At 58.9% G+C, this 21,272-nt stretch carries 21 protein-coding genes; 12 read left to right on the top strand and 9 right to left on the bottom strand.

The window, feature by feature from the left end; translation table 11 throughout:
• Nucleotides 1–189 precede the first annotated feature (189 nt).
• Together trmA and AB4P91_RS09655 are read right to left on the bottom strand one after the other, a co-directional pair.
• Complete coding sequence (gene trmA / locus AB4P91_RS09650; RefSeq protein WP_150595279.1) at nucleotides 190–1,269, bottom strand: tRNA (uridine(54)-C5)-methyltransferase TrmA; 1,080 nt, start codon at nucleotides 1,267–1,269, stop codon at nucleotides 190–192.
• Nucleotides 1,266–2,561, bottom strand: a complete 1,296-nt coding sequence (locus AB4P91_RS09655; RefSeq protein WP_150597074.1) for an NCS2 family permease — start codon at nucleotides 2,559–2,561, stop codon at nucleotides 1,266–1,268. The genes trmA and AB4P91_RS09655 overlap by 4 nt, the downstream gene beginning before the upstream one ends.
• 221 nt (nucleotides 2,562–2,782) lie before the next feature.
• Between AB4P91_RS09655 and AB4P91_RS09660 the strand changes: the two genes are divergently transcribed.
• Together AB4P91_RS09660 and AB4P91_RS09665 are read left to right on the top strand one after the other, a co-directional pair.
• Nucleotides 2,783–3,232 carry a DUF4879 domain-containing protein gene (locus AB4P91_RS09660; RefSeq protein WP_395604701.1) on the top strand — a complete coding sequence of 150 codons (450 nt, stop codon included), beginning with the start codon at nucleotides 2,783–2,785 and terminating at the stop codon, nucleotides 3,230–3,232.
• A 66-nt stretch (nucleotides 3,233–3,298) separates the two neighbouring features.
• The gene (locus AB4P91_RS09665) at nucleotides 3,299–3,850 is read left to right on the top strand and encodes a DJ-1 family glyoxalase III (RefSeq protein ID WP_395604702.1); all 552 of its coding nucleotides are present in this window, start codon (nucleotides 3,299–3,301) and stop codon (nucleotides 3,848–3,850) included.
• A 6-nt stretch (nucleotides 3,851–3,856) separates the two neighbouring features.
• Here the strand turns inward: AB4P91_RS09665 and AB4P91_RS09670 are convergent, their stop codons facing one another.
• Complete coding sequence (locus AB4P91_RS09670) at nucleotides 3,857–5,095, bottom strand: MFS transporter (RefSeq protein ID WP_395604703.1); 1,239 nt, start codon at nucleotides 5,093–5,095, stop codon at nucleotides 3,857–3,859.
• Between the two features lie 404 nt (nucleotides 5,096–5,499).
• Between AB4P91_RS09670 and AB4P91_RS09675 the strand changes: the two genes are divergently transcribed.
• The 3 genes from AB4P91_RS09675 to AB4P91_RS09685 all read left to right on the top strand — a co-directional run bounded on the left by AB4P91_RS09675 (nucleotide 5,500) and on the right by AB4P91_RS09685 (nucleotide 8,205).
• Nucleotides 5,500–6,945 carry a cytochrome ubiquinol oxidase subunit I gene (locus tag AB4P91_RS09675; RefSeq protein ID WP_150597075.1) on the top strand — a complete coding sequence of 482 codons (1,446 nt, stop codon included), beginning with the start codon at nucleotides 5,500–5,502 and terminating at the stop codon, nucleotides 6,943–6,945.
• Nucleotides 6,946–6,948: 3 nt separating this feature from the next.
• A complete protein-coding gene (gene cydB, locus AB4P91_RS09680; protein ID WP_042561180.1) occupies nucleotides 6,949–7,956 on the top strand; it encodes a cytochrome d ubiquinol oxidase subunit II in 1,008 nt (335 codons plus the stop codon).
• A gap of 81 nt (nucleotides 7,957–8,037) precedes the next feature.
• The gene (locus AB4P91_RS09685; RefSeq protein ID WP_150595284.1) at nucleotides 8,038–8,205 is read left to right on the top strand and encodes a DUF2474 domain-containing protein; all 168 of its coding nucleotides are present in this window, start codon (nucleotides 8,038–8,040) and stop codon (nucleotides 8,203–8,205) included.
• Between the two features lie 64 nt (nucleotides 8,206–8,269).
• Here the strand turns inward: AB4P91_RS09685 and AB4P91_RS09690 are convergent, their stop codons facing one another.
• Together AB4P91_RS09690 and AB4P91_RS09695 are read right to left on the bottom strand one after the other, a co-directional pair.
• Nucleotides 8,270–9,394 carry a methyltransferase gene (locus tag AB4P91_RS09690; RefSeq protein WP_395604704.1) on the bottom strand — a complete coding sequence of 375 codons (1,125 nt, stop codon included), beginning with the start codon at nucleotides 9,392–9,394 and terminating at the stop codon, nucleotides 8,270–8,272.
• A 175-nt stretch (nucleotides 9,395–9,569) separates the two neighbouring features.
• Entirely contained in the window at nucleotides 9,570–10,283 is a 714-nt protein-coding gene (locus tag AB4P91_RS09695; RefSeq protein ID WP_150595286.1) for an autoinducer binding domain-containing protein, read from the bottom strand.
• Between the two features lie 317 nt (nucleotides 10,284–10,600).
• Here AB4P91_RS09695 and AB4P91_RS09700 point away from each other — a divergent pair, with 317 nt between their 5' ends.
• Nucleotides 10,601–11,377 (top strand): ferredoxin--NADP reductase, encoded by a 777-nt coding sequence (locus tag AB4P91_RS09700; RefSeq protein WP_395604705.1) that lies wholly within the window; start codon nucleotides 10,601–10,603, stop codon nucleotides 11,375–11,377.
• 45 nt (nucleotides 11,378–11,422) lie between these two features.
• Here AB4P91_RS09700 and mscL read toward each other — a convergent pair whose 3' ends face one another.
• Nucleotides 11,423–11,836, bottom strand: coding sequence for a large-conductance mechanosensitive channel protein MscL (gene mscL / locus AB4P91_RS09705; RefSeq protein WP_150595288.1), 414 nt, complete (start codon nucleotides 11,834–11,836; stop codon nucleotides 11,423–11,425).
• 286 nt (nucleotides 11,837–12,122) lie between these two features.
• On the opposite strand from mscL, the gene AB4P91_RS09710 reads away from it, so the two are divergent.
• From AB4P91_RS09710 to radA, 3 genes are read left to right on the top strand one after another with little or no spacing between them, the layout of a single operon-like run.
• Nucleotides 12,123–13,664 (top strand): catalase, encoded by a 1,542-nt coding sequence (locus AB4P91_RS09710; protein WP_395604706.1) that lies wholly within the window; start codon nucleotides 12,123–12,125, stop codon nucleotides 13,662–13,664.
• A gap of 59 nt (nucleotides 13,665–13,723) precedes the next feature.
• A complete protein-coding gene (locus AB4P91_RS09715; RefSeq protein WP_150597078.1) occupies nucleotides 13,724–14,269 on the top strand; it encodes an ankyrin repeat domain-containing protein in 546 nt (181 codons plus the stop codon).
• A gap of 45 nt (nucleotides 14,270–14,314) precedes the next feature.
• Nucleotides 14,315–15,682: a DNA repair protein RadA gene (radA, locus tag AB4P91_RS09720; protein WP_008084632.1), complete on the top strand. Its 1,368-nt coding sequence runs from the start codon at nucleotides 14,315–14,317 to the stop codon at nucleotides 15,680–15,682.
• Between the two features lie 54 nt (nucleotides 15,683–15,736).
• Here the strand turns inward: radA and AB4P91_RS09725 are convergent, their stop codons facing one another.
• Entirely contained in the window at nucleotides 15,737–16,105 is a 369-nt protein-coding gene (locus AB4P91_RS09725) for a PilZ domain-containing protein (RefSeq protein ID WP_150597079.1), read from the bottom strand.
• Between the two features lie 159 nt (nucleotides 16,106–16,264).
• Here AB4P91_RS09725 and AB4P91_RS09730 point away from each other — a divergent pair, with 159 nt between their 5' ends.
• The 3 genes from AB4P91_RS09730 (at nucleotide 16,265) to yjiA (ending at nucleotide 19,679) form a co-directional block, all read left to right on the top strand.
• Nucleotides 16,265–18,331 (top strand): carbon starvation CstA family protein, encoded by a 2,067-nt coding sequence (locus AB4P91_RS09730; RefSeq protein WP_150595292.1) that lies wholly within the window; start codon nucleotides 16,265–16,267, stop codon nucleotides 18,329–18,331.
• A gap of 15 nt (nucleotides 18,332–18,346) precedes the next feature.
• The gene (locus tag AB4P91_RS09735; protein WP_042561171.1) at nucleotides 18,347–18,544 is read left to right on the top strand and encodes a YbdD/YjiX family protein; all 198 of its coding nucleotides are present in this window, start codon (nucleotides 18,347–18,349) and stop codon (nucleotides 18,542–18,544) included.
• Nucleotides 18,545–18,707: 163 nt separating this feature from the next.
• Nucleotides 18,708–19,679, top strand: coding sequence for a GTPase (gene yjiA, locus AB4P91_RS09740; protein WP_395604707.1), 972 nt, complete (start codon nucleotides 18,708–18,710; stop codon nucleotides 19,677–19,679).
• A gap of 106 nt (nucleotides 19,680–19,785) precedes the next feature.
• On the opposite strand, the gene AB4P91_RS09745 is transcribed toward yjiA, so the two are convergent.
• Together AB4P91_RS09745 and AB4P91_RS09750 are read right to left on the bottom strand one after the other, a co-directional pair.
• A complete protein-coding gene (locus AB4P91_RS09745; protein WP_395604708.1) occupies nucleotides 19,786–20,496 on the bottom strand; it encodes a GntR family transcriptional regulator in 711 nt (236 codons plus the stop codon).
• A gap of 24 nt (nucleotides 20,497–20,520) precedes the next feature.
• Nucleotides 20,521–21,225 carry a FadR/GntR family transcriptional regulator gene (locus tag AB4P91_RS09750; protein ID WP_150688161.1) on the bottom strand — a complete coding sequence of 235 codons (705 nt, stop codon included), beginning with the start codon at nucleotides 21,223–21,225 and terminating at the stop codon, nucleotides 20,521–20,523.
• Nucleotides 21,226–21,272 lie beyond the last annotated feature (47 nt).

Here is a 21,272-nt window from a genome sequence, read left to right on the forward strand (position 1 = left end):
ACTCCACTTATTGTTTTTGGCTTTGGCCGAGGGTTTCGGCCTGTGGAGCTAAAATGTACTAGATGGTTACATGGGTCAATTGAACGGTTTGTCGCATAACGTTTTTTGTTCGGTGATCGCACAGATCAAAAATCGTCGCCCACAAAAAAGCCGTCATCACGACGGCTTTCCTGTATCCAGCATCGGCAATCAGCGCCGGGTCAGCAGCACACCCGATTCCATGTGATGCGTCCACGGGAACTGGTCGAACAACGCACACTGGGTAATGCGGTGCGTGTCGTGCAACTGGGCGATGTTGGCCGCCAGGGTTTCCGGGTTGCAGGAGATATAAAGGATGTTGTCGAAACGCCGGGTCAGTTCACAGGTGTCCGGGTCCATGCCGGCGCGCGGTGGATCGACGAATACGCTACCGAACTCGTAGCTTTTCAGATCGATACCGTGCAGGCGACGGAACGGACGGACTTCATTGAGCGCTTCGGTCAGCTCTTCGGCGGACAAGCGCACCAGTGTGACGTTATCCACAGCGTTTTCGCTGAGGTTGCTCAACGCCGCGTTGACCGACGTCTTGCTGATTTCGGTGGCCAGTACTTTACGCACGCGGGTCGCCAGCGGCAGGGTGAAGTTGCCGTTGCCGCAATACAGCTCCAGCAGATCGTCAGGGCGATCGCCCAGCGCTTCGTATGCCCAGTTCAACATCTTCTGGTTCACCGTGCCGTTAGGCTGGGTGAACGCGCCTTCCGGCTGGCGGTAGCTGAAGGTGCGACCGCCGACTTCAAGTTGCTCGACCACATAATCCTGGCCAATGACTTCGCGTTTGCCCTTGGAGCGACCGATGATGCTGACGCCCAGGTCCGCCGACAACTGGGTCGCCGCTGCGTGCCAATGCTCGTCCAGCGGACGGTGGTAGCACAGGGTGATCATCGCGTCGCCGGCCAGCGTGGTCAGGAACTCCACCTGAAACAGCTTGTGACTCAACGCCGAACTCGCCTGCCACGCCGCCTTCAATTGCGGCATCAACTGATTGATGCGCAGGCTGGCAATCGGGAACTCTTCGATGAGGATCGGCGTGCGCTTGTCGTCCTGGGAGAACATCGCGTAATGCCGCTCACCGCCCTCGCGCCACAGGCGGAACTCAGCGCGCAGGCGGAAATTCGCGAGCGGCGAGTCGAACACGGTCGGCTCGGGCGCATCGAAGGGCGCCAGCAGATCACGCAGGCGCGTGACCTTGGCTTCAAGTTGTTCGGCGTAAGCTTTGGAATCGAAAGTCATGCGTTGAACCAACCCAACTTGATCACGAACAGAATCGACAGAATCACCAGCGCCGGGTTCAGCTCACGAGCACGGCCCGACAGCAGTTTGATCGCGGTCCAGGAGATGAAGCCAAACGCGATGCCGTTGGCGATCGAGTAAGTGAATGGCATGGCCAGCGCAGTCACGACGACCGGCGCGGCGACGGTGATGTCATCCCAGTCTATTTCCGCCAGGCCCGAAGTCATCAACACGGCGACGAACAGCAGTGCCGGTGCAGTGGCGAACGCCGGAACGCTGGACGCCAGTGGCGAGAAGAACAACGCCAGCAGGAACAGAATCGCCACGACGATGGCCGTCAGGCCGGTACGGCCACCAGCACTTACGCCAGCAGCGGATTCGATGTAGCTGGTGGTGGTCGAGGTGCCCAGCAGCGAACCGGCCATGGCCGCGGTGCTGTCAGCGATCAGTGCGCGCCCCATTTTCGGCATGTGGCCGTCCTTGCCCATCAGGCCGGCGCGCTTGGCAACGCCGATCAGGGTGCCGGAGTTGTCGAACAGGTCGACGAACAGGAAGGCGAAGATCACGCTGACCAGACCGATGTCCAGTGCGCCTTTGATGTCCAGTTGCAGAAAGGTCGGCGCCAGCGAAGGCGGCATCGAGGTAATGCCGCCGAACGGGGTGAAGCCCATGGCGATCGAGGTGATGGTCACCGCCAGGATGCCGATCAGCACGGCGCCGCGCACTTTCAGCGCCTCGAGGGCGACGATCAGGGCGAAGCCGAGGGTGGCGAGGATCGGTGCAGGTTGTTTCAGGTCACCGAGGCCCACCATGGTCGCCGGGTTGCTGACCACGATGCCGGCGTTGTGTAGGGCGATCAGCGCCAGGAACAGGCCGATACCGGCAGCAATTGCCGAACGCAGGGGCAGCGGGATGCTGTTGATGATCCATTCGCGAATGCGGAAGATCGACAACAGGAAGAACAGCACTGCGGAAATGAACACCGCACCCAGCGCGACTTGCCAGGTGTGGCCCATGTGCAGGACGACGGTGTAGGTGAAGAAGGCGTTCAGACCCATGCCCGGTGCGAGGGCGATCGGGTAGTTGGCGATCAGACCCATCACCGCCGAGCCGATGGCGGCTGCCAAACAGGTGGCGACGAACAGCGCGCCCTTGTCCATGCCGGTCTCGCCGAGGATGCTCGGGTTGACGAACAGAATGTAGGCCATGGCCAGGAAAGTCGTGATGCCCGCCAGAATCTCGGTCCGCACGTTGGTGTTGTGTGCCTTGAGTTGAAACAGCCTTTCCAGCATGTCCGCTCCCCGTGGCGCGCGTGGCGCCGTGAATGTATCGACCTCAACAGCAAAGCACAGACCGTCGCAAGCGCCTGAGAAATTGTGGTGGGCCGGAAAAAGCCGCGCATCATACCAGCAGCGTGAGGAATATGGCGGATGTTGGTGTCGATCGTCGGCGAAGTTTTGCGCTGTGGTCAACTGCGCCATACTGCGCGCAGTTTTTTGGTGATGGGGGACGCATGAGCAAGTGCCGGTTTAACGCTTTTGGATTGATCGCAGGCCTGATGGTCGGGACGCCGGCAGTGTGGGCAGCGTCGGCGGCGCCCTTGTCGCAAGTCAAAGTCATCAAGGTGCAATCTTCGGCCTGCGGCCTTGAAGACATTGCCGATGGTCAGGCGCAAACCCAGTGCAATCACAACGGCGCGAGCATCAAGGTCTACGTGCTGGAAGTCGGTTATGGCCAGAACCAGCCGCAGGCTGCGCTGGACGGTTTCGAAGTGAACGGCACTCGGGCGCCGGTCTGTGCCTTTGATACCGGCAATCTGACTGAATGCACGTCCGGCAGCAAAACCGTCGGCTCTCTGTATACCTTCGATCTGGCGGGCAAGCAGGAAGGTACCTTCACCTTCAGCAACACCTCGATCAACGCTCCGCGCAACACAATGTCGACGCAGCTTTACATCAAGTAACGGCTGTTGCTGCGCGATCCGGGCGAAGCTGACTACGCTTTGAAGATCACCCAGCGGAAAGCGCCCATGACCTTTAGAGCCCTGATTACCCTCGCCGAGGGCATCGATGATTTGCACAGCGTGACCCTGATCGACGTACTGCGCCGCGCCGGCATCGAAGTGATGGCGGCCAGCATCGAAGGCCGCCGCATGCTGACCTGCGCCCGTGGCACGCGCCTCACCGCTGACGGCATGTTGGTTGATGTGCTGGCGCAGACCTTCGACCTGATCGTCCTGCCCGGCGGTGCCGTCGGTTCACAACACCTGGCGGCGCATCAACCGCTGCAACAACTGCTCAAGGACCAAGCCAGCGCCGGACGCCTGTTCGCCGCCATCGCCGAAGCCCCGGCTGTCGCCCTGCAAGCTTTCGGTGTCTTACGCCAGCGACGCATGACCTGTCTGCCGAGCGCCAGCCATCAATTGTCGGGTTGCACGTTTGTTGATCAACCCGTTGTCGTTGACGGCAACTGCATCACCGCCCAAGGCTCCGGCGCCGCGCTGGAGTTCGCACTGACGCTGGTCGAGCAACTGAGTGGCAAGGCATTACGGGCGAAAGTGGCGGGGGAGTTGGTGGTTTGAATAGCTTCAAACCTTCACCTCTTCCACCGGCACATGCATCCGGTCGCGGTTAGCCAGCGTCGGGAACAGTTTGATCCACGTCCCGGTCACCACCAGCGTGCCGATGCCGCCCATGACCACCGCCGGCACGGTGCCGAACCAGTGGGCAGTGACGCCGGATTCGAATTCGCCCAACTGGTTCGAGGCGCCGATGAACAGGCCGTTGACCGCGCTGACCCGGCCGCGCATTTCGTCCGGGGTTTCCAGTTGCACGAAGGAGGCGCGGATCACCATGCTGATCATGTCCGCCGCGCCGAGTACTATCAGCACGGCCAGCGAGAACCAGAACGAGGTCGACAGCCCGAAGGCAATAGTCGCGACGCCGAAGATGCCCACCGCGGTGAACATCACACGGCCGACGTTACGCTCCACGGCAAAGCGCGCGAGGAACAGCGACATCCCCAGCGCGCCGACTGCTGGCGCCGAGCGCAGCAGGCCCAGGCCCCACGGGCCGGTCAGCAAAATATCCTTGGCGAACACCGGCAGCAGCGCCGTGGCGCCACCGAGCAGCACCGCGAACAGATCCAGAGATATCGCACCGAGAATGTCCGGGCGGCTACGGATGAAGCGAATCCCCGCCAGCAGTGAATCCAGCGTGGCTTTGCCTTTGTTCAACGGTGTCTGACGGGCCGGCAGGTTGAGCATCAGCGTGCAGGCAATCACGTACAGAAGCACGGTCGGACCATAGACCCAGACGCTGCCAAACGCGTAGAGCAGACCGCCAAGCGCCGGGGCAACGATGGTTGCCGACTGTTGTGCCGATTGCGCCGCCGCGACGGCCCGCGGGAACAGCGCACCGGGCACGATGCTCGGCAACAGCGCCTGAGTGGTCGGCATTTCGAACGAGCGCGCCGCGCCGAGGAGGAAGGCGAGGATGAAGATCAGTTCGCGGGTGACGTGATCGGTGGCACTGCCAATCGCCAGCGCAAGGGCGATCAACGCCTGCAACGACTGACAGATGGCCGCGACCTTGCGCCGGTCGTAGCGGTCGGCGACGTGCCCGGTGTGCAGCATGAACAGCACGCGCGGGGCGAATTCGACCAGGCCGACCAGACCCAGATCGAGGACGTTGCCGGTCAGTTGATAGAGGTTCCAGCCGATGGCCACGGTGAGCATCTGGAAACCGCTGGCGGTGAAAATCCGTGCGAACCAGAACGCCAGGAACGGACGATGGTGACGTAACAGCAGGGGCTCTTGGCTGGGCATCTGAAGGCAGGTCTGGCTCGAGGGGAACCGCGAGATTATCACCAGTCTGTAACAGGAAGTTGCTATGACAAAAAATTTAGTTAGCCAGACATCGATCTTGACCGTTGCCTGACGGCGTGTGCCGAGGAAGGGCGTCGCAAAGGGTTGCTGCGGCGATGAGTCAACTTGTCACGCGGCAAACGACCACGCAGTTCTTCGTCGGAAATGGGACTACTCTTTCAACGTTGCTTGATCCAGATCAAGACCCTCCCGGGCCATGCTCTGGTGGCCCGTTGGCCAGACTCCCTGCGTTGCGATGGTTGTAAAAAAAGAACGAATCGGAATTCGCCGCACTCCATATCCGTGGGGGCAGTAGGTGCAGGCCTCCGGGTCCGCAGCCGGTATTACCTGACAGAGGAAGCCATATGTTCGGTTTAGAGGCACTCGATCTCGCCCGAATTCAATTCGCGTTCACCATCTCGTTCCACATCCTGTTCCCGGCCATCACCATCGGCCTGGCGAGTTACCTGGCGGTGCTCGAAGGCTTGTGGCTGAAAACCCATAACGACACCTACCGTGACCTTTACCACTTCTGGTCAAAGATCTTTGCCGTCAACTTCGGTATGGGCGTGGTTTCCGGGCTGGTCATGGCCTATCAGTTCGGCACCAACTGGAGCCGTTTTTCGGACTTCGCCGGCGCTGTCACGGGGCCGCTGCTGACCTATGAAGTGCTCACGGCATTCTTTCTTGAGGCCGGTTTCCTGGGCGTGATGCTATTCGGCTGGAACAAGGTCGGCCGCGGCTTGCACTTCTTCTCCACGGTGATGGTGGCGGTCGGTACGTTGATTTCGACTTTCTGGATTCTGGCCTCCAACAGCTGGATGCAGACCCCGCAAGGTTTCGAAATCATCAACGGTCAGGTGATCCCCACCGACTGGTTTGCAATCATCTTCAACCCGTCATTCCCTTACCGTCTGATGCACATGGCGACTGCGGCGTTTGTTGCGACGGCATTTTTCGTCGGCTCGTCAGCGGCCTGGCACTTGCTTCGCGGCAAGGACAATCCGGCGATCCGCACCATGCTGTCGATGGCGATGTGGATGGCGCTGATCGTTGCGCCGATCCAGGCTGTCATCGGTGATTTCCACGGTCTCAATACCCTCAAGCATCAACCGGCAAAAATCGCTGCAATTGAAGGCCACTGGGAAAACAAGGGTTCCGAAGCAACACCCCTGATCCTGTTCGGCTGGCCGGACATGAAGGAAGAGAGAACCAAGTTTGCCGTAGAGATTCCGTATCTCGGCAGCCTGATTCTTACGCACTCGCTGGATAAGCAAGTACCGGCGCTCAAGGACTTCCCACCCGAAGACCGGCCGAATTCGACCATCGTGTTCTGGTCCTTCCGGATCATGGTTGGCCTTGGATTGCTGATGATTTTCACCGGCCTGTGGAGCCTGTGGCTGCGCAAGCGCGACACGCTCTACACCTCGCGTCCGTTTCTATATCTGGCGCTGTGGATGGGGCCGTCCGGTCTGATTGCGATCCTCGCAGGCTGGTTTACCACTGAAATCGGCCGCCAGCCGTGGGTGGTTTACGGGCTGATGCGCACGGCTGATGCGTCTTCCAATCACAGCTTCGCGCAGATGAGCATCACGCTGATCATGTTTGTGGTGGTGTATTTCGCGCTGTTCGGTGCCGGTCTCGGTTACATGATGCGCCTGGTGCGCAAGGGGCCGAAGATCAGCGAGGGCCAGGAAACACCGGATGGTGGGCCTGGCAAGAAACGCACACCGGCCCGTCCGTTGTCCGCAGCCGACGATTCGTCCGATGCCGACCACGGCGACGACGTCACCCTGACCAAGGAGATTTGACTCATGGGTATTGATCTTCCGCTGATCTGGGCCGTGATCATCATCTTCGGCATCATGATGTACGTGGTCATGGACGGCTTCGACCTGGGCATCGGGATCCTCTTCCCGTTCATTCCGGGCAAGGTCGACCGTGACGTGATGATGAACACCGTCGCCCCGGTCTGGGACGGTAACGAAACCTGGCTGGTGCTCGGCGGTGCGGCGTTGTTTGGCGCCTTTCCGCTGGCGTATTCGGTGGTGTTGTCGGCGTTGTACCTGCCGCTGATCTTCATGCTGATCGGTTTGATTTTCCGCGGCGTGGCGTTCGAGTTTCGCTTCAAGGCCAAGGACGACAAGCGCCATCTGTGGGACAAGGCATTCATCGGTGGCTCGGTGGCCGCGACGTTCTTTCAGGGCGTGGCGCTCGGGGCGTTCATCGATGGGTTGCCGGTGGTCAATCGGCAGTTCGCCGGTGGTTCACTGGATTGGCTGACGCCGTTCACGATGTTCTGCGGCGCGGCACTGGTGGTGGCTTACGCATTGCTCGGCTGTACATGGCTGATCATGAAGACCGAAGGCAAGCTGCAAGAGCAGATGCATAACCTCGCGCGACCACTGGCCTTCGTGCTGTTGGCGGTGATCGGTATTGTCAGTATCTGGACACCGCTGGCCCACCCGGACATCGCGACGCGCTGGTTCAGCATGCCGAACGTGTTCTGGTTCATGCCGGTGCCGATTCTGGTACTGGTGACGATGTACGGCTTGATCCGCGCCGTGGCGCGTAACGCCAACTACATGCCGTTCCTGCTGACGCTGGTGCTGATTTTCCTCGGCTACAGCGGTCTGGGTATCAGCCTGTGGCCGAACATCGTGCCGCCGTCGATCTCGATCTGGGACGCCGCCGCACCGCCACAAAGTCAGGGCTTCATGCTGGTCGGCACACTGTTCATCATCCCGTTCATCCTGGGTTACACCTTCTGGAGCTACTACGTGTTCCGCGGCAAGGTTACCCATGAAGACGGTTATCACTAGAACTGTGAGAGCGGACGTGTTCCGGGCGGCGTTGCGACAATGGCGTCGGCGGCGCCATTGAGCTAACTGAGGATCGATGCAATGACTGGCAAACATTCCCTGCACGACATTAAAGAAGCCGAGAAAAAGCCGCTGTGGCAGCGGCTCGGCTGGTTGGCGATGATCTGGGTGGGTAGCGTCGGCGCACTGTTTATCGTCGCGAGCCTGATGCGCATGTTCATGAACGCCGCAGGTCTGACCACTCACTGAAACGTCTGGTCTCGAAGCGTGGATTTGAAACCCTCCGTACGGAGGGTTTTTTTTGCCTGCCGTTTTACTTGCGGGCTTTGAGAATCACGAATTTCGGTGTGTTCGCCACTTGTTCGACACCGCGGAACAGTCGCGCCAGTTTGCTGTGATAGCCCAGATGGCGGTTGCCGACGATGTACAACGCACCGCCCACCACCAACGCTTCGCGCGCTTGCTGAAACATGCGCCAGGCGAGGAAATCACCGACCACTTGCTGCTGATGGAACGGCGGATTACACAGCACCACGTCCAGCGATTGCGCTTCCTGACCGGCCAGACCGTCGCCGGCACGCACGATCACGTCGCGATCACCCAGTGCTGCGCGCCAGTTCTCGGCAGCCGACTGCACCGCCATGAACGATTCGTCGACCAGCGTGTAGTGCGCGTCGGGGTTTTGCAGGGCACTGGCAATCGCCAGCACGCCGTTACCGCAGCCAAGGTCGGCGACCCGCGCACTGCCAAGGTTCTTCGGCAGATGCGGGAGAAAGGCACGGGTGCCGATGTCCAGGCCTTCTCGGCAGAAGACGTTGGCGTGGTTGATCAGTTCGATGGCCGGCGTGTCGAGACGATAACGCGAAGGGTAGGGCGACACCGCTGGTTCTTTCGCTTCAGGGGTGGCAATCAACAGGCGTGCTTTTTTCACTGCCAGTGACGCCTGTACCGGGCCGATGTAGCGTTCCAGCAAATCGCCTGCAGCGCGCGGCAGATGTTTAACCATGGCGGCGGCGATCACTTCTGCGCCGGGCGCCAGTTGCCCTTGCAGGCGAATCAGTTGTTCTTCCAGCAAGGCCAGGGTTTTCGGTACGCGGATCAGTACTCGGTCGTACGGCCCGACCAAGGGCTCGCTCGCCGCAATCCCCTGGATCGCATCGAAGGCCTGGCCATTGCGCAGCAGGTTCTTTTCCAGGCCCTGAAAGCCCAGAAATGAATCGCCGCTGCTGCTGACTTCAACCTTGCCCAGCAAACTGGCGGCCAACGCGCCGAAGCTGTCGTTGAGCACCAGTACCCGTGTGCCGGCCACCGGTTGCTGCGCCGCCAGGTAATTGAGCAAATATTCATCGGCCGCGTCGAAAGCTTGCAGCGGTTCATTTTGCTGTTCGGGCTGGCGAATCAGGTCGAGTTGGGCGAAGGGCGTGTCAAGCAAGGGCATGGGGCGGGGACTCAGGGTGATCAAGGTGTGTTGCGCGGCTGGGTCTCTTGCGGCGGAACCCGTCCCAGTGGACAGCGACTCTGACAGACAGCGTCATCACTCGGGAAAGGGCTGAATGGTACGTTTTTTTCCAGTGGATTACCCGTAAGTTTTTGAAGGACGCCAAGCGGCGGTGTCAGATAATGCCGGCTCTGGCAGCGGCGATAACCGCAGAAATCTTGTTGCAGACGTTGAGTTTTTCAATCACGTTTTGTACGTGATAGTTAACGGTGCGCTCGCTCAGGCTGAGGATTTTTGAAATCTCATAGGCTGTTTTTCCGCCAGCCGACAATTGCAGAACCTCCAGTTCGCGTGGCGAAAGATGCGGCTGGTCGGGCCTGATTGACTGCTTTGGCAGCGTACGAGCAAACAATTCGCTCAAATGACTGGCTGCATAAAAGATGTAGCCAAAATGTTCATACAGTTCCAGTGGGCTGATCGGGCAGTGCTTGCGCGCCAGACTGAGGATGCTGCACAAGCCGCTTTCCTTATGATGAAAAGATTGCGACCAGCCATGTTGCAGGCCTTGTTGCTGCAGGGCTTGCCACACATGTGGAGCCTTCGCATAGAGTGTTTCGTCCCAGACAATCGGCATCATTGAATGATTGCAGTGTGCTACTACCGGATCAATTGAAATGAATTTCTTCTGTTCATACTGAGTGTTCCATTGTTCGGGGTAGTTATTGATTTGCAAGGTGTTTGGCGATGTAACCTGTTGCGGCATTGCAACGGTGACTGCACAAAAGTTAAAGCCAAGATTTTCGGCAAATCTGAGCAATATCGGATATGCAGTATCGACGCTCTTGGCGAAAGTCAGCTGCTTCAACTGCGACTCCTTCCACGTTTCCATTAGAAATTCTCCGTCCAATTTCTGTAGTGCTTTCTTGGATCCAATCCAGTCCGCACGAAAACGAGTGTAGGACGTTTCCCACGTGATGCTCTGATTATTTTGATCTTGGAACGGAGGGTTACTTGGATGACAGGTTATTAAGTACAAAGTGTTTTTATTTGACCTGTCACTGTTACAAAATTTTACTTATAAGCAAGACATGGAAAAGATACGAGCGCTGTTAAAAGGCAGACATCCTGATTAACACTACAAATCAGAGGTATTTAAGCAGGCGACTTTGCGCGAGACTGTTGGTTAACCGTTGAATGGAGTGCCCAATGACTGCCAGCACAGACAAATTCACCCATCAGACCTTGCTTGACGTGCAACCGTTGACGCCCAATCTGTTCACGTTGCGGACCACCCGTGATGCGGGTTTTCGCTTTCGTGCCGGTCAGTTTGCGCGACTCGGTGTACTCAAGGCTGATGGCAGCACGGTGTGGCGCGCCTACTCCATGGTGTCCTCACCGTTCGACGAGTTTCTTGAGTTCTTTTCTATCGTGGTACCTGGAGGCGAGTTCACCAGTGAGCTGAGTCGACTGGAGGTCGGCGATACCTTGATGGTGGAACGTCAGGCCTATGGCTATCTGACCCTTGATCGTTTCGTCGACGGGCGCGATTTGTGGCTGTTGTCGACCGGTACGGGGGTGGCGCCATTCCTGTCGATCCTTCAGGATTTCGAGGTCTGGGAAAAATTCGACAGGATCATCCTTGTGTACAGCGTCAGGGAAGCGCGCGAACTGGCTTACCAGTCGTTGATCGCCGAACTGGCACAGCGTGATTATCTGGCAGAGCACATCCACAAGCTGCAGTACATTCCCACGGTCACTCGCCAGACGCATCCCGGTGCGCTGAACGGGCGGATCACGACGCTGATCGAGAACGGTGAGCTGGAACGCGCCGCCGGTGTGGAACTGTATGCCGAACACTCGCGCGTCATGCTGTGTGGCAATCCGCAGATGATCGACGACACACGTGCCTTGCTCAAACAGCGGCACATGAGCCTGAGCCTTGCTCGGCGGCCTGGCCAGGTGGCGGTGGAAAACTACTGGTAAACAAACGGCGCCTCGCAGGCGCCGTTTTTTTTGGGTGTGGCTGATTCAGGGCTGATTGTTCTGAGCCTTGAGCAAATCGCGGATCTCGCCCAGCAATTCCTCTTCTTTGGTCGGAACCGGCGGCAGGCTAGGCGCAACGGCTTCTTCGCGCTTCAGACGGTTGATGGCTTTGACACCCATGAAAATCGCGAAAGCAACGATCACGAAGTCCAGAACGGTTTGGAGAAACTTGCCGTACGCGAGCACCACCGCAGGCGCATCGCCCTGAGCCGCTTTCAACGTAATGGCCAGATCACTGAAGTCCACTCCGCCGATCAACAGACCGATTGGCGGCATGATTACGTCACCGACAAAGGATGAAACGATTTTGCCGAAGGCGGCACCGATGATGATACCGACGGCCATGTCGACCACATTGCCTTTGACCGCGAAGGCCTTGAACTCGTTAAGCACGCCCATAGGTTATTTCCTTGTTACAGATGAGTTTGGTGTGGGCAGTGTAAATCAGCAAAACGCATACTGCGCGAAACACCTTCTTACAATGCACGTTTTTATCGACACATGAATAGACGATTAGTTTTCAAAGTGCCACTAATCGCGCGCGAATTACGCCATAACCACATGACTTGGAAGGAATTTTTTTCAATCATTGCGTTACGTTCTTTCTATTTATGTTCAGCGTTGCGGGCCTCTAGCCTTGTGTTGGCGCACCTGGATGCGCTCAAAAAAAACAGAGGATCCTGATATGAATTCCGCTATTGGATTAGGGGCTTTTCCCCATCGCCGCACGCTTGGGGTCATCACCGCCAGCCTGCTGAGCTTTTCCGTGCATGCCGCCCCGCTGACTCGCGACAACGGTGCCGGGGTAGGTGACAACCAGAACTCGCAGACGGCAGGAGCCAATGGCCCGGTGCTGTTGCAGGATGTGCAACTGATCCAGAAACTGCAGCGCTTTGACCGCGAGCGCATTCCCGAGCGCGTGGTACATGCACGGGGCACTGGTGCCCACGGCACCTTCACAGTGACCAACGATCTCAGCGAATTGAGCAAGGCCAAGGTGTTCGCTGCCGGCCAGACCACTCCGGTATTCGTGCGTTTCTCCGCTGTGGTTCACGGTAATCACTCACCGGAAACCCTGCGTGATCCGCGCGGTTTCGCCACCAAGTTCTACACGGCCGACGGTAACTGGGACCTGGTTGGCAACAACTTCCCGACCTTCTTCATTCGCGATGCCATCAAATTCCCGGACATGGTGCACGCGTTCAAGCCTGACCCACGCACCAACCTTGATGACGATTCGCGCCGGTTCGATTTCTTCTCCCATGTACCGGAAGCCACGCGTACGCTGACCGAGTTGTATTCCAACTCGGGTACTCCGGCCAGTTATCGAGAGATGGATGGCAATGGCGTGCATGCCTATAAGTTGGTCAATGCCAAAGGCGAAGTGCATTACGTCAAGTTTCACTGGAAGAGTTTGCAGGGCATCAACAATCTGACGCCCAAGCAAGTCGGCAACGTCCAGGGGCAAGACTACAGTCATATGACTAATGATTTGGTTACTAATATAAACAAGGGCAACTTCCCGAAGTGGGACTTGTACATCCAGGTGCTAAAACCACAAGATTTGTCCAAGTTTGATTTCGATCCATTGGATGCAACAAAGATCTGGCCGGGTATCCCGGAGCGAAAAGTTGGACAAATGGTCCTTAATCGTAATCCGGCAAATGTGTTTCAGGAAACTGAACAAGTCGCCATGGCGCCGGCCAATATTGTTCCTGGTATCGAACCTTCGGAAGACCGCTTACTGCAAGGTCGAGTGTTCTCTTACGCCGATACACAAATGTACCGCCTCGGTGCCAATGCCCTGCAATTGCCGATCAACGCACCGAAAGTTGCGGTGAACAATGGCAACCAGGATGGTGCAATGAACTTCGGTGCCAGCGCTTCCGGAGTGAATTATCAACCGAGCCGTCTGCAGCCGCGTGAAGAAACACAAACCGCGCGCTACAGCCAGATGGCGCTGTCGGGGAGCACGCAGCAGGCGAAGATCCAGCGTGAGCAGAACTTCAAGCAGGCAGGCGATCTGTACCGCTCGTTCAGCAAGAAAGAGCGTCGCGACCTGATCGACAGCTTTGGTGGCTCGCTGGCCACCACCGATGACGAGAGCAAGCACATCATCCTGTCCTTCCTTTATAAGGCTGATCCCGAGTACGGCACCGGTGTCACCGAAGTGGCCAAAGGTGACTTGAGCCGGGTCAAGGCACTGGCAGCCAAACTGGTCGACTGATTCCACAGAACGTCACGCGGGGCCTGAGTCAGGCCCCGTTTCGCTGAGGGAGACTGCTGATGCGTGTTTATCTGTTTCTATTGTTCGGGTTTATGTCCTGTGGTGCGCTGGCGGCACCGGCCGTGCAAAGCCCTGATGCGCTCAAAGAACAACTGCAGGATTACTATTTCGACGCCGCCCGGCGCGGTGATGTACCCATGCTCGATACCTTCATCGAGTCCGGTTATTCACTCGACACTCGCGACGACAAGGGCTACACCGCGCTGATTCTGGCGGCTTATCACGGTCAGGCGCCCGCCGTGGAGCGCTTGCTCGCCGCTGGTGCGGATGCCTGTGCCCAGGATCAGCGCGGCAACACGGCGCTGATGGGCGCGATCTTCAAGGGTGAGTTGCAGATCGCCCGTCGGTTAATGGCCACCGATTGCAGCCCCGATCAACGTAACGGTGCCGGTCAGACGGCGGCCATGTACGCGGGTTTGTTCAAACGCCTTGAATTGCTCGACGCGCTGAAAGCCAAAGGCGCCGACCTTAATGCCGAAGATCCGTTGGGTAACAGCGCCGCACGTCTGGCCAGCGGCGAGATCCGTACCGCAGCGCCGCGCTGATCGGCGGCGCGTGCGTTATCATCGCGGTTTTTGTCGGGGGTTCTGATGGCCAAGGCCAAGCGCATGTACGGCTGCACCGAGTGCGGCGCAACCTTTCCCAAGTGGGCCGGCCAGTGTGGCGAGTGCGGTGCCTGGAATACGCTGACCGAAACCATGATCGAGAGCGGCGGCGCGACGGCGCCCTCCGGACGCACCGGTTGGACCGGGCAGCAGGCGCAGATCAAAACCCTGGCCGAAGTCAGCGTTGAAGAGATTCCACGGTTTTCCACTGCCTCCAGTGAGCTGGATCGGGTACTGGGCGGAGGCTTGGTCGATGGCTCGGTGGTGTTGATCGGCGGCGACCCGGGTATCGGCAAGTCGACGATTCTGTTGCAGACCCTGTGCAACCTCGCCAAGAGCATGCCGGCGCTGTACGTCACCGGCGAGGAATCCCAACAGCAAGTGGCCATGCGCGCCCGCCGCCTCGGTTTGCCTCAGGATCAGCTACGGGTGATGACCGAAACCTGCATCGAGACCATCATCGCCACGGCACGTCAGGAAAAGCCCAAGGTGATGGTGATCGACTCGATCCAGACGATCTTCACCGAACAACTGCAATCGGCGCCCGGCGGCGTGTCACAGGTGCGCGAGAGTGCGGCGTTGCTGGTGCGCTATGCCAAGCAGAGCGGCACGGCGATTTTCCTCGTCGGCCACGTGACCAAGGAAGGCGCACTGGCCGGCCCGCGCGTGCTTGAGCACATGGTCGACACCGTGCTGTATTTCGAAGGCGAATCCGATGGTCGACTGCGTTTGCTGCGGGCGGTGAAGAACCGCTTCGGCGCCGTCAACGAGTTGGGTGTGTTCGGCATGACCGACAAGGGTTTGAAAGAGGTCTCCAACCCTTCGGCGATTTTTCTCACACGCGCTCAGGAAGAAGTCCCGGGCAGTGTCGTGATGGCGACGTGGGAAGGCACCCGGCCGATGCTGGTGGAAGTGCAGGCGCTGGTCGATGACAGTCATCTGGCCAACCCGCGCCGGGTGACGCTGGGTCTGGATCAGAACCGATTGGCAATGCTACTGGCTGTTTTGCATCGCCATGGCGGCATACCGACTCACGATCAGGATGTGTTCCTCAACGTGGTCGGTGGGGTGAAGGTGCTGGAAACCGCATCTGACCTGGCGCTGATGGCGGCCGTGATGTCGAGCCTGCGCAATCGGCCGTTGCCCCATGACCTGCTGGTGTTTGGCGAAGTCGGGTTGTCCGGCGAAGTGCGCCCGGTGCCAAGCGGTCAGGAACGGTTGAAAGAAGCGGCCAAGCATGGCTTCAAACGCGCCATCGTGCCGAAGGGCAATGCGCCGAAGGAATCACCGCCGGGGCTGCAGATCATTGCCGTGACCCGCCTCGAACAAGCCCTCGACGCGCTTTTCGAATAACCACAATTCCCCGCAGGAGCAGCCTTCGGCAGCTCCTGCGGGGGCAGGCTTTTATCAGGTTTCGATCAGCGCACCCAATTCCCGCTCCAGCTCCTGCGGATCGCCCAGATTGAACTCAATCAAGCGCCGCAGGCGTTCGATCGACTCCAGGCTGATGTGCTTGCAGACGAAGCCCAGTTGGCCGCGGTCATCGTGGGCCAGTTGCGCATCCATCTTGATGCCGATCTCATCATTGAGATGAATCTCCACGAGGAAATGCCGTTCCCGATCACCCAGCCACGGTTCGGGTTTTTCGATCAACAGCCCCTTGAGCGATAGATCGATCAACTTGACCGGCCAGATGTACTCGCCCTGACTCAATTCAGTTCGGGCATCGAACGCGATACGTTTGAATCGGCGACGCTCTGCTGGGTGCTCGCTCATGGCGCAATCCTCTCGAAGGTTTGCTGACTATAGACCCGACCAGCCGGGTGCAGCCAACGATCAAGGCGTCTAGACCTATGTCGGGGTATGGCCTTTGTCGCCGTAAGCGCTAAACTCGGGGTGGCTGTCTTTCTTGTCCACCCTGGCTGGAATAATAAAATGAAAAACAATAATAGCCTGCTACGCCACTTACCCTGGCTAGTGCTGGCAATCGTAGGAGCGTGCGCCCTGGGCGTAGTGGCATTGCGCCGAGGCGAGGCCATTAACGCCTTGTGGATTGTGGTCGCTGCCGTGGCCATTTATCTGGTTGCGTACCGTTACTACAGCCTGTTCATCGCAACCCATGTGATGCAACTCGATCCGCGTCGGGCCACCCCCGCCGTGCTCAACAACGATGGTCTGGACTTTGTTCCAACCAACAAACACATTCTTTTCGGTCACCACTTCGCGGCGATTGCTGGCGCGGGGCCTCTGGTCGGCCCGGTGCTGGCGGCGCAGATGGGGTATCTGCCCGGCACACTCTGGCTGATTGCCGGTGTGGTGCTGGCGGGCGCGGTGCAGGACTTCATGGTGCTGTTCATGTCGACCCGACGCAACGGCCGTTCCCTGGGCGACATGGTGCGTGAAGAAATGGGCCGTGTTCCCGGCACCATTGCCCTGTTCGGCTGCTTCCTGATCATGATCATCATCCTTGCGGTGCTGGCGCTGATCGTGGTGAAGGCACTCGCCGAAAGCCCGTGGGGCATTTTCACCGTGATGGCGACCATCCCGATCGCGATGTTCATGGGCATCTACATGCGCTACATCCGCCCGGGCCGCATCGGCGAAATCTCCGTGGTCGGCGTGTTGCTGCTGCTGGGTTCGATCTGGCTGGGTGGGCAGATTGCCGCTGATCCGGTGTGGGCCAAGGCGTTCACCTTCACGGGTGTGCAGATTACCTGGATGCTGGTCGGCTACGGTTTTGTCGCTGCCTCGCTACCGGTCTGGCTGATTCTGGCGCCGCGTGACTACCTCTCCACGTTCCTCAAGATCGGTACCATCGTCGCGTTGGCGATTGGCATTCTGGTGACCATGCCCGAGCTGAAAATGCCGGCGCTGACCCAGTTCGTCGACGGCACCGGCCCGGTGTGGAAGGGCGGTCTGTTCCCGTTCCTGTTCATCACCATTGCTTGCGGTGCGGTCTCCGGTTTCCACGCGCTGATTTCTTCGGGCACCACGCCCAAGCTGCTGGATAACGAAACCAACGCCCGTTACATCGGTTACGGCGGCATGCTGATGGAGTCGTTCGTGGCGATCATGGCCATGGTCGCTGCATCGGTGATCGAGCCAGGCGTGTACTTCGCCATGAACAGCCCGGCGGCCGTCGTCGGCAGTGACGTGGTGTCGGTTGCGCAGGTGGTCACCAGTTGGGGTTTTGCGATCACGCCTGAGGCGCTGCAAGCCGTGGCGAATGACATCGGCGAAACCACCATCCTCGCCCGTGCCGGCGGTGCACCGACCCTGGCGGTGGGTATTGCGCAGATCCTGCACAGTGTCCTGCCGGGTGAAAACACCATGGCGTTCTGGTACCACTTCGCGATCCTGTTCGAAGCGCTGTTCATCCTGACCGCAGTCGACGCCGGTACTCGTGCCGGGCGTTTCATGCTGCAGGATCTGCTCGGCTCCTTCGTTCCGGCGCTCAAGCGTACGGAATCCTGGACCGCCAACCTGATCGCCACTGCCGGTTGTGTGGCGATGTGGGGCTGGTTGCTGTATCAGGGCGTGATCGATCCACTGGGCGGCATCAACACCTTGTGGCCGCTGTTCGGTATCTCCAACCAGATGCTGGCCGGTATCGCGCTGATGCTCGGCACCGTGGTCCTGATCAAGATGAAGCGCCAGCGCTACATCTGGGTCACGCTGCTGCCGGCAACCTGGCTGTTGATCTGCACCACGACCGCAGGCTTCATCAAGCTGTTCGACGCCAACCCGGCGATCGGCTTCCTGTCGTTGGCCAAGAAGTACAGCGATGCACTGGCCAATGGTCAGGTGATTGCTCCCGCGAAAAGCGTCGAGCAGATGCAGCACGTGATCTTCAACGCTTACACCAACGCCACGCTGACGGTGCTGTTCCTGTTCGTGGTATTCAGCATCCTGTTCTATGCGCTCAAGGTCGGCATCGCTGCCTGGGGCAAAAAAGAGCGTACGGATAAAGAATCGCCATTCCAGGCTCTGCCGGATGCGTAACCAGGGGATTGCAGCATGTTCAATGACCTGAGTCGCCTCGGTAAATACCTCGGTCAGGCCGCGCGCCTGATGGTCGGCATGCCCGACTACGACACTTACGTCGAGCACATGCAAAACAAACACCCGGACAAACCGGTGATGAGCTACGAGATGTTCTTTCGCGAACGTCAGGAAGCCCGTTACGGTGGCAAGGGTGGGCCGAAGTGCTGTTGATCTGACAGCCTGAGGTTGAAGCAAGCCCCCGGTGGGAGCGAGCTTGCTCGCGAATACGGAGTATCAGTCGATGAATGATTTGACTGACACACCGCTATCGCGAGCAGGCTCGCTCCCACATTTGTTTTTGTGTTGTTCATTCATTTTGTGAAGGAGAAAGCGTTTGTCCTCTCCCATCCCGGTCACGGTGCTCAGCGGTTTCCTCGGCGCCGGCAAGACCACGTTGCTGCGCCATATCCTGAAAGCCGAGCACGGCCTGAAAATCGCCGTCATCGAGAACGAATTCAGCGATGCCGGTATCGACACCCAGTTGCTGGGTGACGAGCCGGTGCAGGTCATGACCCTGGCCAATGGCTGCGTTTGCTGCACCATCCACACGGATCTGACCAAGGCCCTGTACCTGCTGCTTGAACGCCTGGACAGCGGCGAGATCGTCTTCGATCGTCTGGTCATCGAGTGCACCGGTCTGGCCGATCCGGCACCGGTCGCGCAGACCTTTTTCATCGACGAGGAATTGCGCGAGCGTTACCTGCTCGACGGCATCATCACTTTGGTTGACGCGGCTCACGCTGACGTGCACCTGACCCAGACCATCGCTCAGGCGCAGATTGGTTTTGCCGACCGTTTGCTGGTGAGCAAGACCGATCTGGTGGACGAAGCCACCTACACCGCGCTGAGCGAACGTCTGACCCGAATCAACCGGCGTGCGCCGATCCGCGTGGTCGAGCATGGCAACATCGATCTGGCCGAGCTGCTGGATGTGCGCGGCTTCAACCTCAATGCCGATCTCGGTGGCGGCCTGAGTCTGCGCCCGGTGAGCAAAGCACCTTCGATCGATCGCATCTCAAGCCTGGTACTGCGCACCGATCAGCCGCTGGATATCGATCAGCTCAGTGAGTTCATGAATGAACTGTTGGAAGAACATGGCAAGCAATTGCTGCGTTACAAAGGCGTGCTGAACATTGCCGGGGAAGATCGCCGGTTGGTGTTTCAGGGCGTGCTGAAACTCTACGGTTTCGACTGGGACACCGAATGGGGCGAGGGTGAGAAACGCGAGAGTGTGATTGTGTTTATTGCCGATGATTTGCCGGAAGAGAAGATTCGGGCGGGGTTTTCCAAAGTGGTGGCGAGCTGATGGATCTTCAGCGTCAGTGATGACGCTATCGCGAGCAAGCTCGCTCCCACATTGGATCGAGTTGGTGCAGATCCATTGTGGGAGCGAGCTTGCTCGCGAAGGCAATTTAACCGACAACACAATGCCCAAGGGTTGAACTCAGCAAAGCCTGCTCCAGATGATCCAGATGTTGATTCATCAGCAGGCTGGCTCTGCCAACATCCCCACACTCCACCGCCTCAACCAGTGCCAAGTGCTCCTGCCACGCGCAACAGTTGTGCGTAGTGCCGCCAGACCGCGCAATGGCCAGTGACGTCAGCGGCACCAGACTGCCAAGAAAATGCGCCAGCGGTGCATTCCCCGCCATCCGCGCCAATTGCAGATGAAACTCTCCGGACAAGCGAATCGCCGCGCCCCGCCGGTTCTGCTCCACCGCCTGGCGTTCACGCTCGATCAGCGCTCGTAGACGTTTCAAACCGTCAGCCTGTGGGCGCTGACATGCCAGGCGCACCAGCGTGTTTTCAGCCAGTCGCCGCGCATGCAACGTCTGTCGATTCTGTTCCGCATCCGGCTCGGCCACCCGCGGCCGATGATGGGTGCGCAATACGATGACGTGTTCGTTGCACAACTGCGTCAGTACCCGCCGAACATCGGCGCGGCTGGCGCCGAACATCTGCTTGAGACTGTCTTCGGTGAAGCGGCTGCTCGGGTCGATGCGCTGCTCCAGAATCGCGTCGAACAGTCGCGGATACAGATCATCCTCCGGCGCGCGCAGGCGGGAGAAGGGCAGGGCGGCTGACATCTGGCGAGGGTGCGACGGCGAGGCAAGGCTGTTCATGGCCGGTCTCCAGTGTGAAATATTTCAGTTGCTCAAGTGGTCGTCCGGAATGTTCATCTCGATGCCCATCCGCTGCGCCTCACGCAGAATGTGCCGGCGCATTTCAGCGCTGGCCTGGGCGCTGTTCTTGCTGCGAATCGCACGGACCACGGCTTCGTTTTCTTCCAGCCGTTCGGCCAGGTGTTCCGGGGAGTTACGCAGCACTTCGGCGCTTTGCTTGAGGGCGTTGCTGGTCTGCTGCACCACACTCTGGAAAATCGGGTTTGAAGTCAGGGTGAACAGCTCTTCATGGAAGGCAACGTAGGCGCTGACTCCGGCTTCGCTGTCGCCGGCTTCAAGGGCTTCGCGCATGTCCATCAGCGTCAGGCGCAACTGGCCGACTTCCTTGCTGCTGATCGACTGCGCCACCAGGCCGACAATGAACGGTTCGAGGGTGTAGCGCAGTTGCAGCACGTCTTCGAGACTGGCGCCGGCCACCGCGCTGTCGTGGCTCTGGCTGTCGCTGAGTTGCGCGTCGAGCACCACCACACCTTTGCCCGGCATTGAGCGGACGAGGCCAAGGGTTTCCAGGACGATCACCGCTTCGCGCAGGCTTGGGCGGCTGATACCCAACTGTTCGGCCAGTTCGCGCTGGCCCGGCAACATGTCGCCGGAGCGCCACTGACCACGGGCCAGTGCGGCGCGGAGTTTTTCTACGACTGAGTTGACGACGGTGGATGTGGTAATCACTTGTCTTGCTCCATATGCCTGTGAGGGCGGCCGCAGACGACCAACAA

Origin of the sequence: Pseudomonas sp. B21128 (genome assembly GCF_044218865.1) — a bacterium.
GTDB classification, from domain to species: Bacteria; Pseudomonadota; Gammaproteobacteria; order Pseudomonadales; family Pseudomonadaceae; genus Aquipseudomonas; species Aquipseudomonas iridis.

Bases quoted from the DNA above. Each gene is read 5' to 3' on its own strand.
- mscL (WP_150595288.1), bottom strand. From the start codon at position 11,836: ATGGGCGTGCTTAACGAGTTCAAGGCCTTCGCGGTCAAAGGCAATGTG.
- AB4P91_RS09700 (WP_395604705.1), top strand. From the start codon at position 10,601: ATGACTGCCAGCACAGACAAATTCACCCATCAGACCTTGCTTGACGTG.
- radA (WP_008084632.1), top strand. From the start codon at position 14,315: ATGGCCAAGGCCAAGCGCATGTACGGCTGCACCGAGTGCGGCGCAACC.
- AB4P91_RS09660 (WP_395604701.1), top strand. From the start codon at position 2,783: ATGAGCAAGTGCCGGTTTAACGCTTTTGGATTGATCGCAGGCCTGATG.
- AB4P91_RS09715 (WP_150597078.1), top strand. From the start codon at position 13,724: ATGCGTGTTTATCTGTTTCTATTGTTCGGGTTTATGTCCTGTGGTGCG.
- AB4P91_RS09655 (WP_150597074.1), bottom strand. From the start codon at position 2,561: ATGCTGGAAAGGCTGTTTCAACTCAAGGCACACAACACCAACGTGCGG.
- AB4P91_RS09685 (WP_150595284.1), top strand. From the start codon at position 8,038: ATGACTGGCAAACATTCCCTGCACGACATTAAAGAAGCCGAGAAAAAG.
- AB4P91_RS09735 (WP_042561171.1), top strand. From the start codon at position 18,347: ATGTTCAATGACCTGAGTCGCCTCGGTAAATACCTCGGTCAGGCCGCG.
- AB4P91_RS09710 (WP_395604706.1), top strand. From the start codon at position 12,123: ATGAATTCCGCTATTGGATTAGGGGCTTTTCCCCATCGCCGCACGCTT.
- AB4P91_RS09665 (WP_395604702.1), top strand. From the start codon at position 3,299: ATGACCTTTAGAGCCCTGATTACCCTCGCCGAGGGCATCGATGATTTG.
- AB4P91_RS09675 (WP_150597075.1), top strand. From the start codon at position 5,500: ATGTTCGGTTTAGAGGCACTCGATCTCGCCCGAATTCAATTCGCGTTC.
- AB4P91_RS09695 (WP_150595286.1), bottom strand. From the start codon at position 10,283: ATGGAAACGTGGAAGGAGTCGCAGTTGAAGCAGCTGACTTTCGCCAAG.
- AB4P91_RS09670 (WP_395604703.1), bottom strand. From the start codon at position 5,095: ATGCCCAGCCAAGAGCCCCTGCTGTTACGTCACCATCGTCCGTTCCTG.
- trmA (WP_150595279.1), bottom strand. From the start codon at position 1,269: ATGACTTTCGATTCCAAAGCTTACGCCGAACAACTTGAAGCCAAGGTC.
- cydB (WP_042561180.1), top strand. From the start codon at position 6,949: ATGGGTATTGATCTTCCGCTGATCTGGGCCGTGATCATCATCTTCGGC.
- AB4P91_RS09690 (WP_395604704.1), bottom strand. From the start codon at position 9,394: ATGCCCTTGCTTGACACGCCCTTCGCCCAACTCGACCTGATTCGCCAG.
- AB4P91_RS09725 (WP_150597079.1), bottom strand. From the start codon at position 16,105: ATGAGCGAGCACCCAGCAGAGCGTCGCCGATTCAAACGTATCGCGTTC.
- AB4P91_RS09745 (WP_395604708.1), bottom strand. From the start codon at position 20,496: ATGAACAGCCTTGCCTCGCCGTCGCACCCTCGCCAGATGTCAGCCGCC.
- AB4P91_RS09730 (WP_150595292.1), top strand. From the start codon at position 16,265: ATGAAAAACAATAATAGCCTGCTACGCCACTTACCCTGGCTAGTGCTG.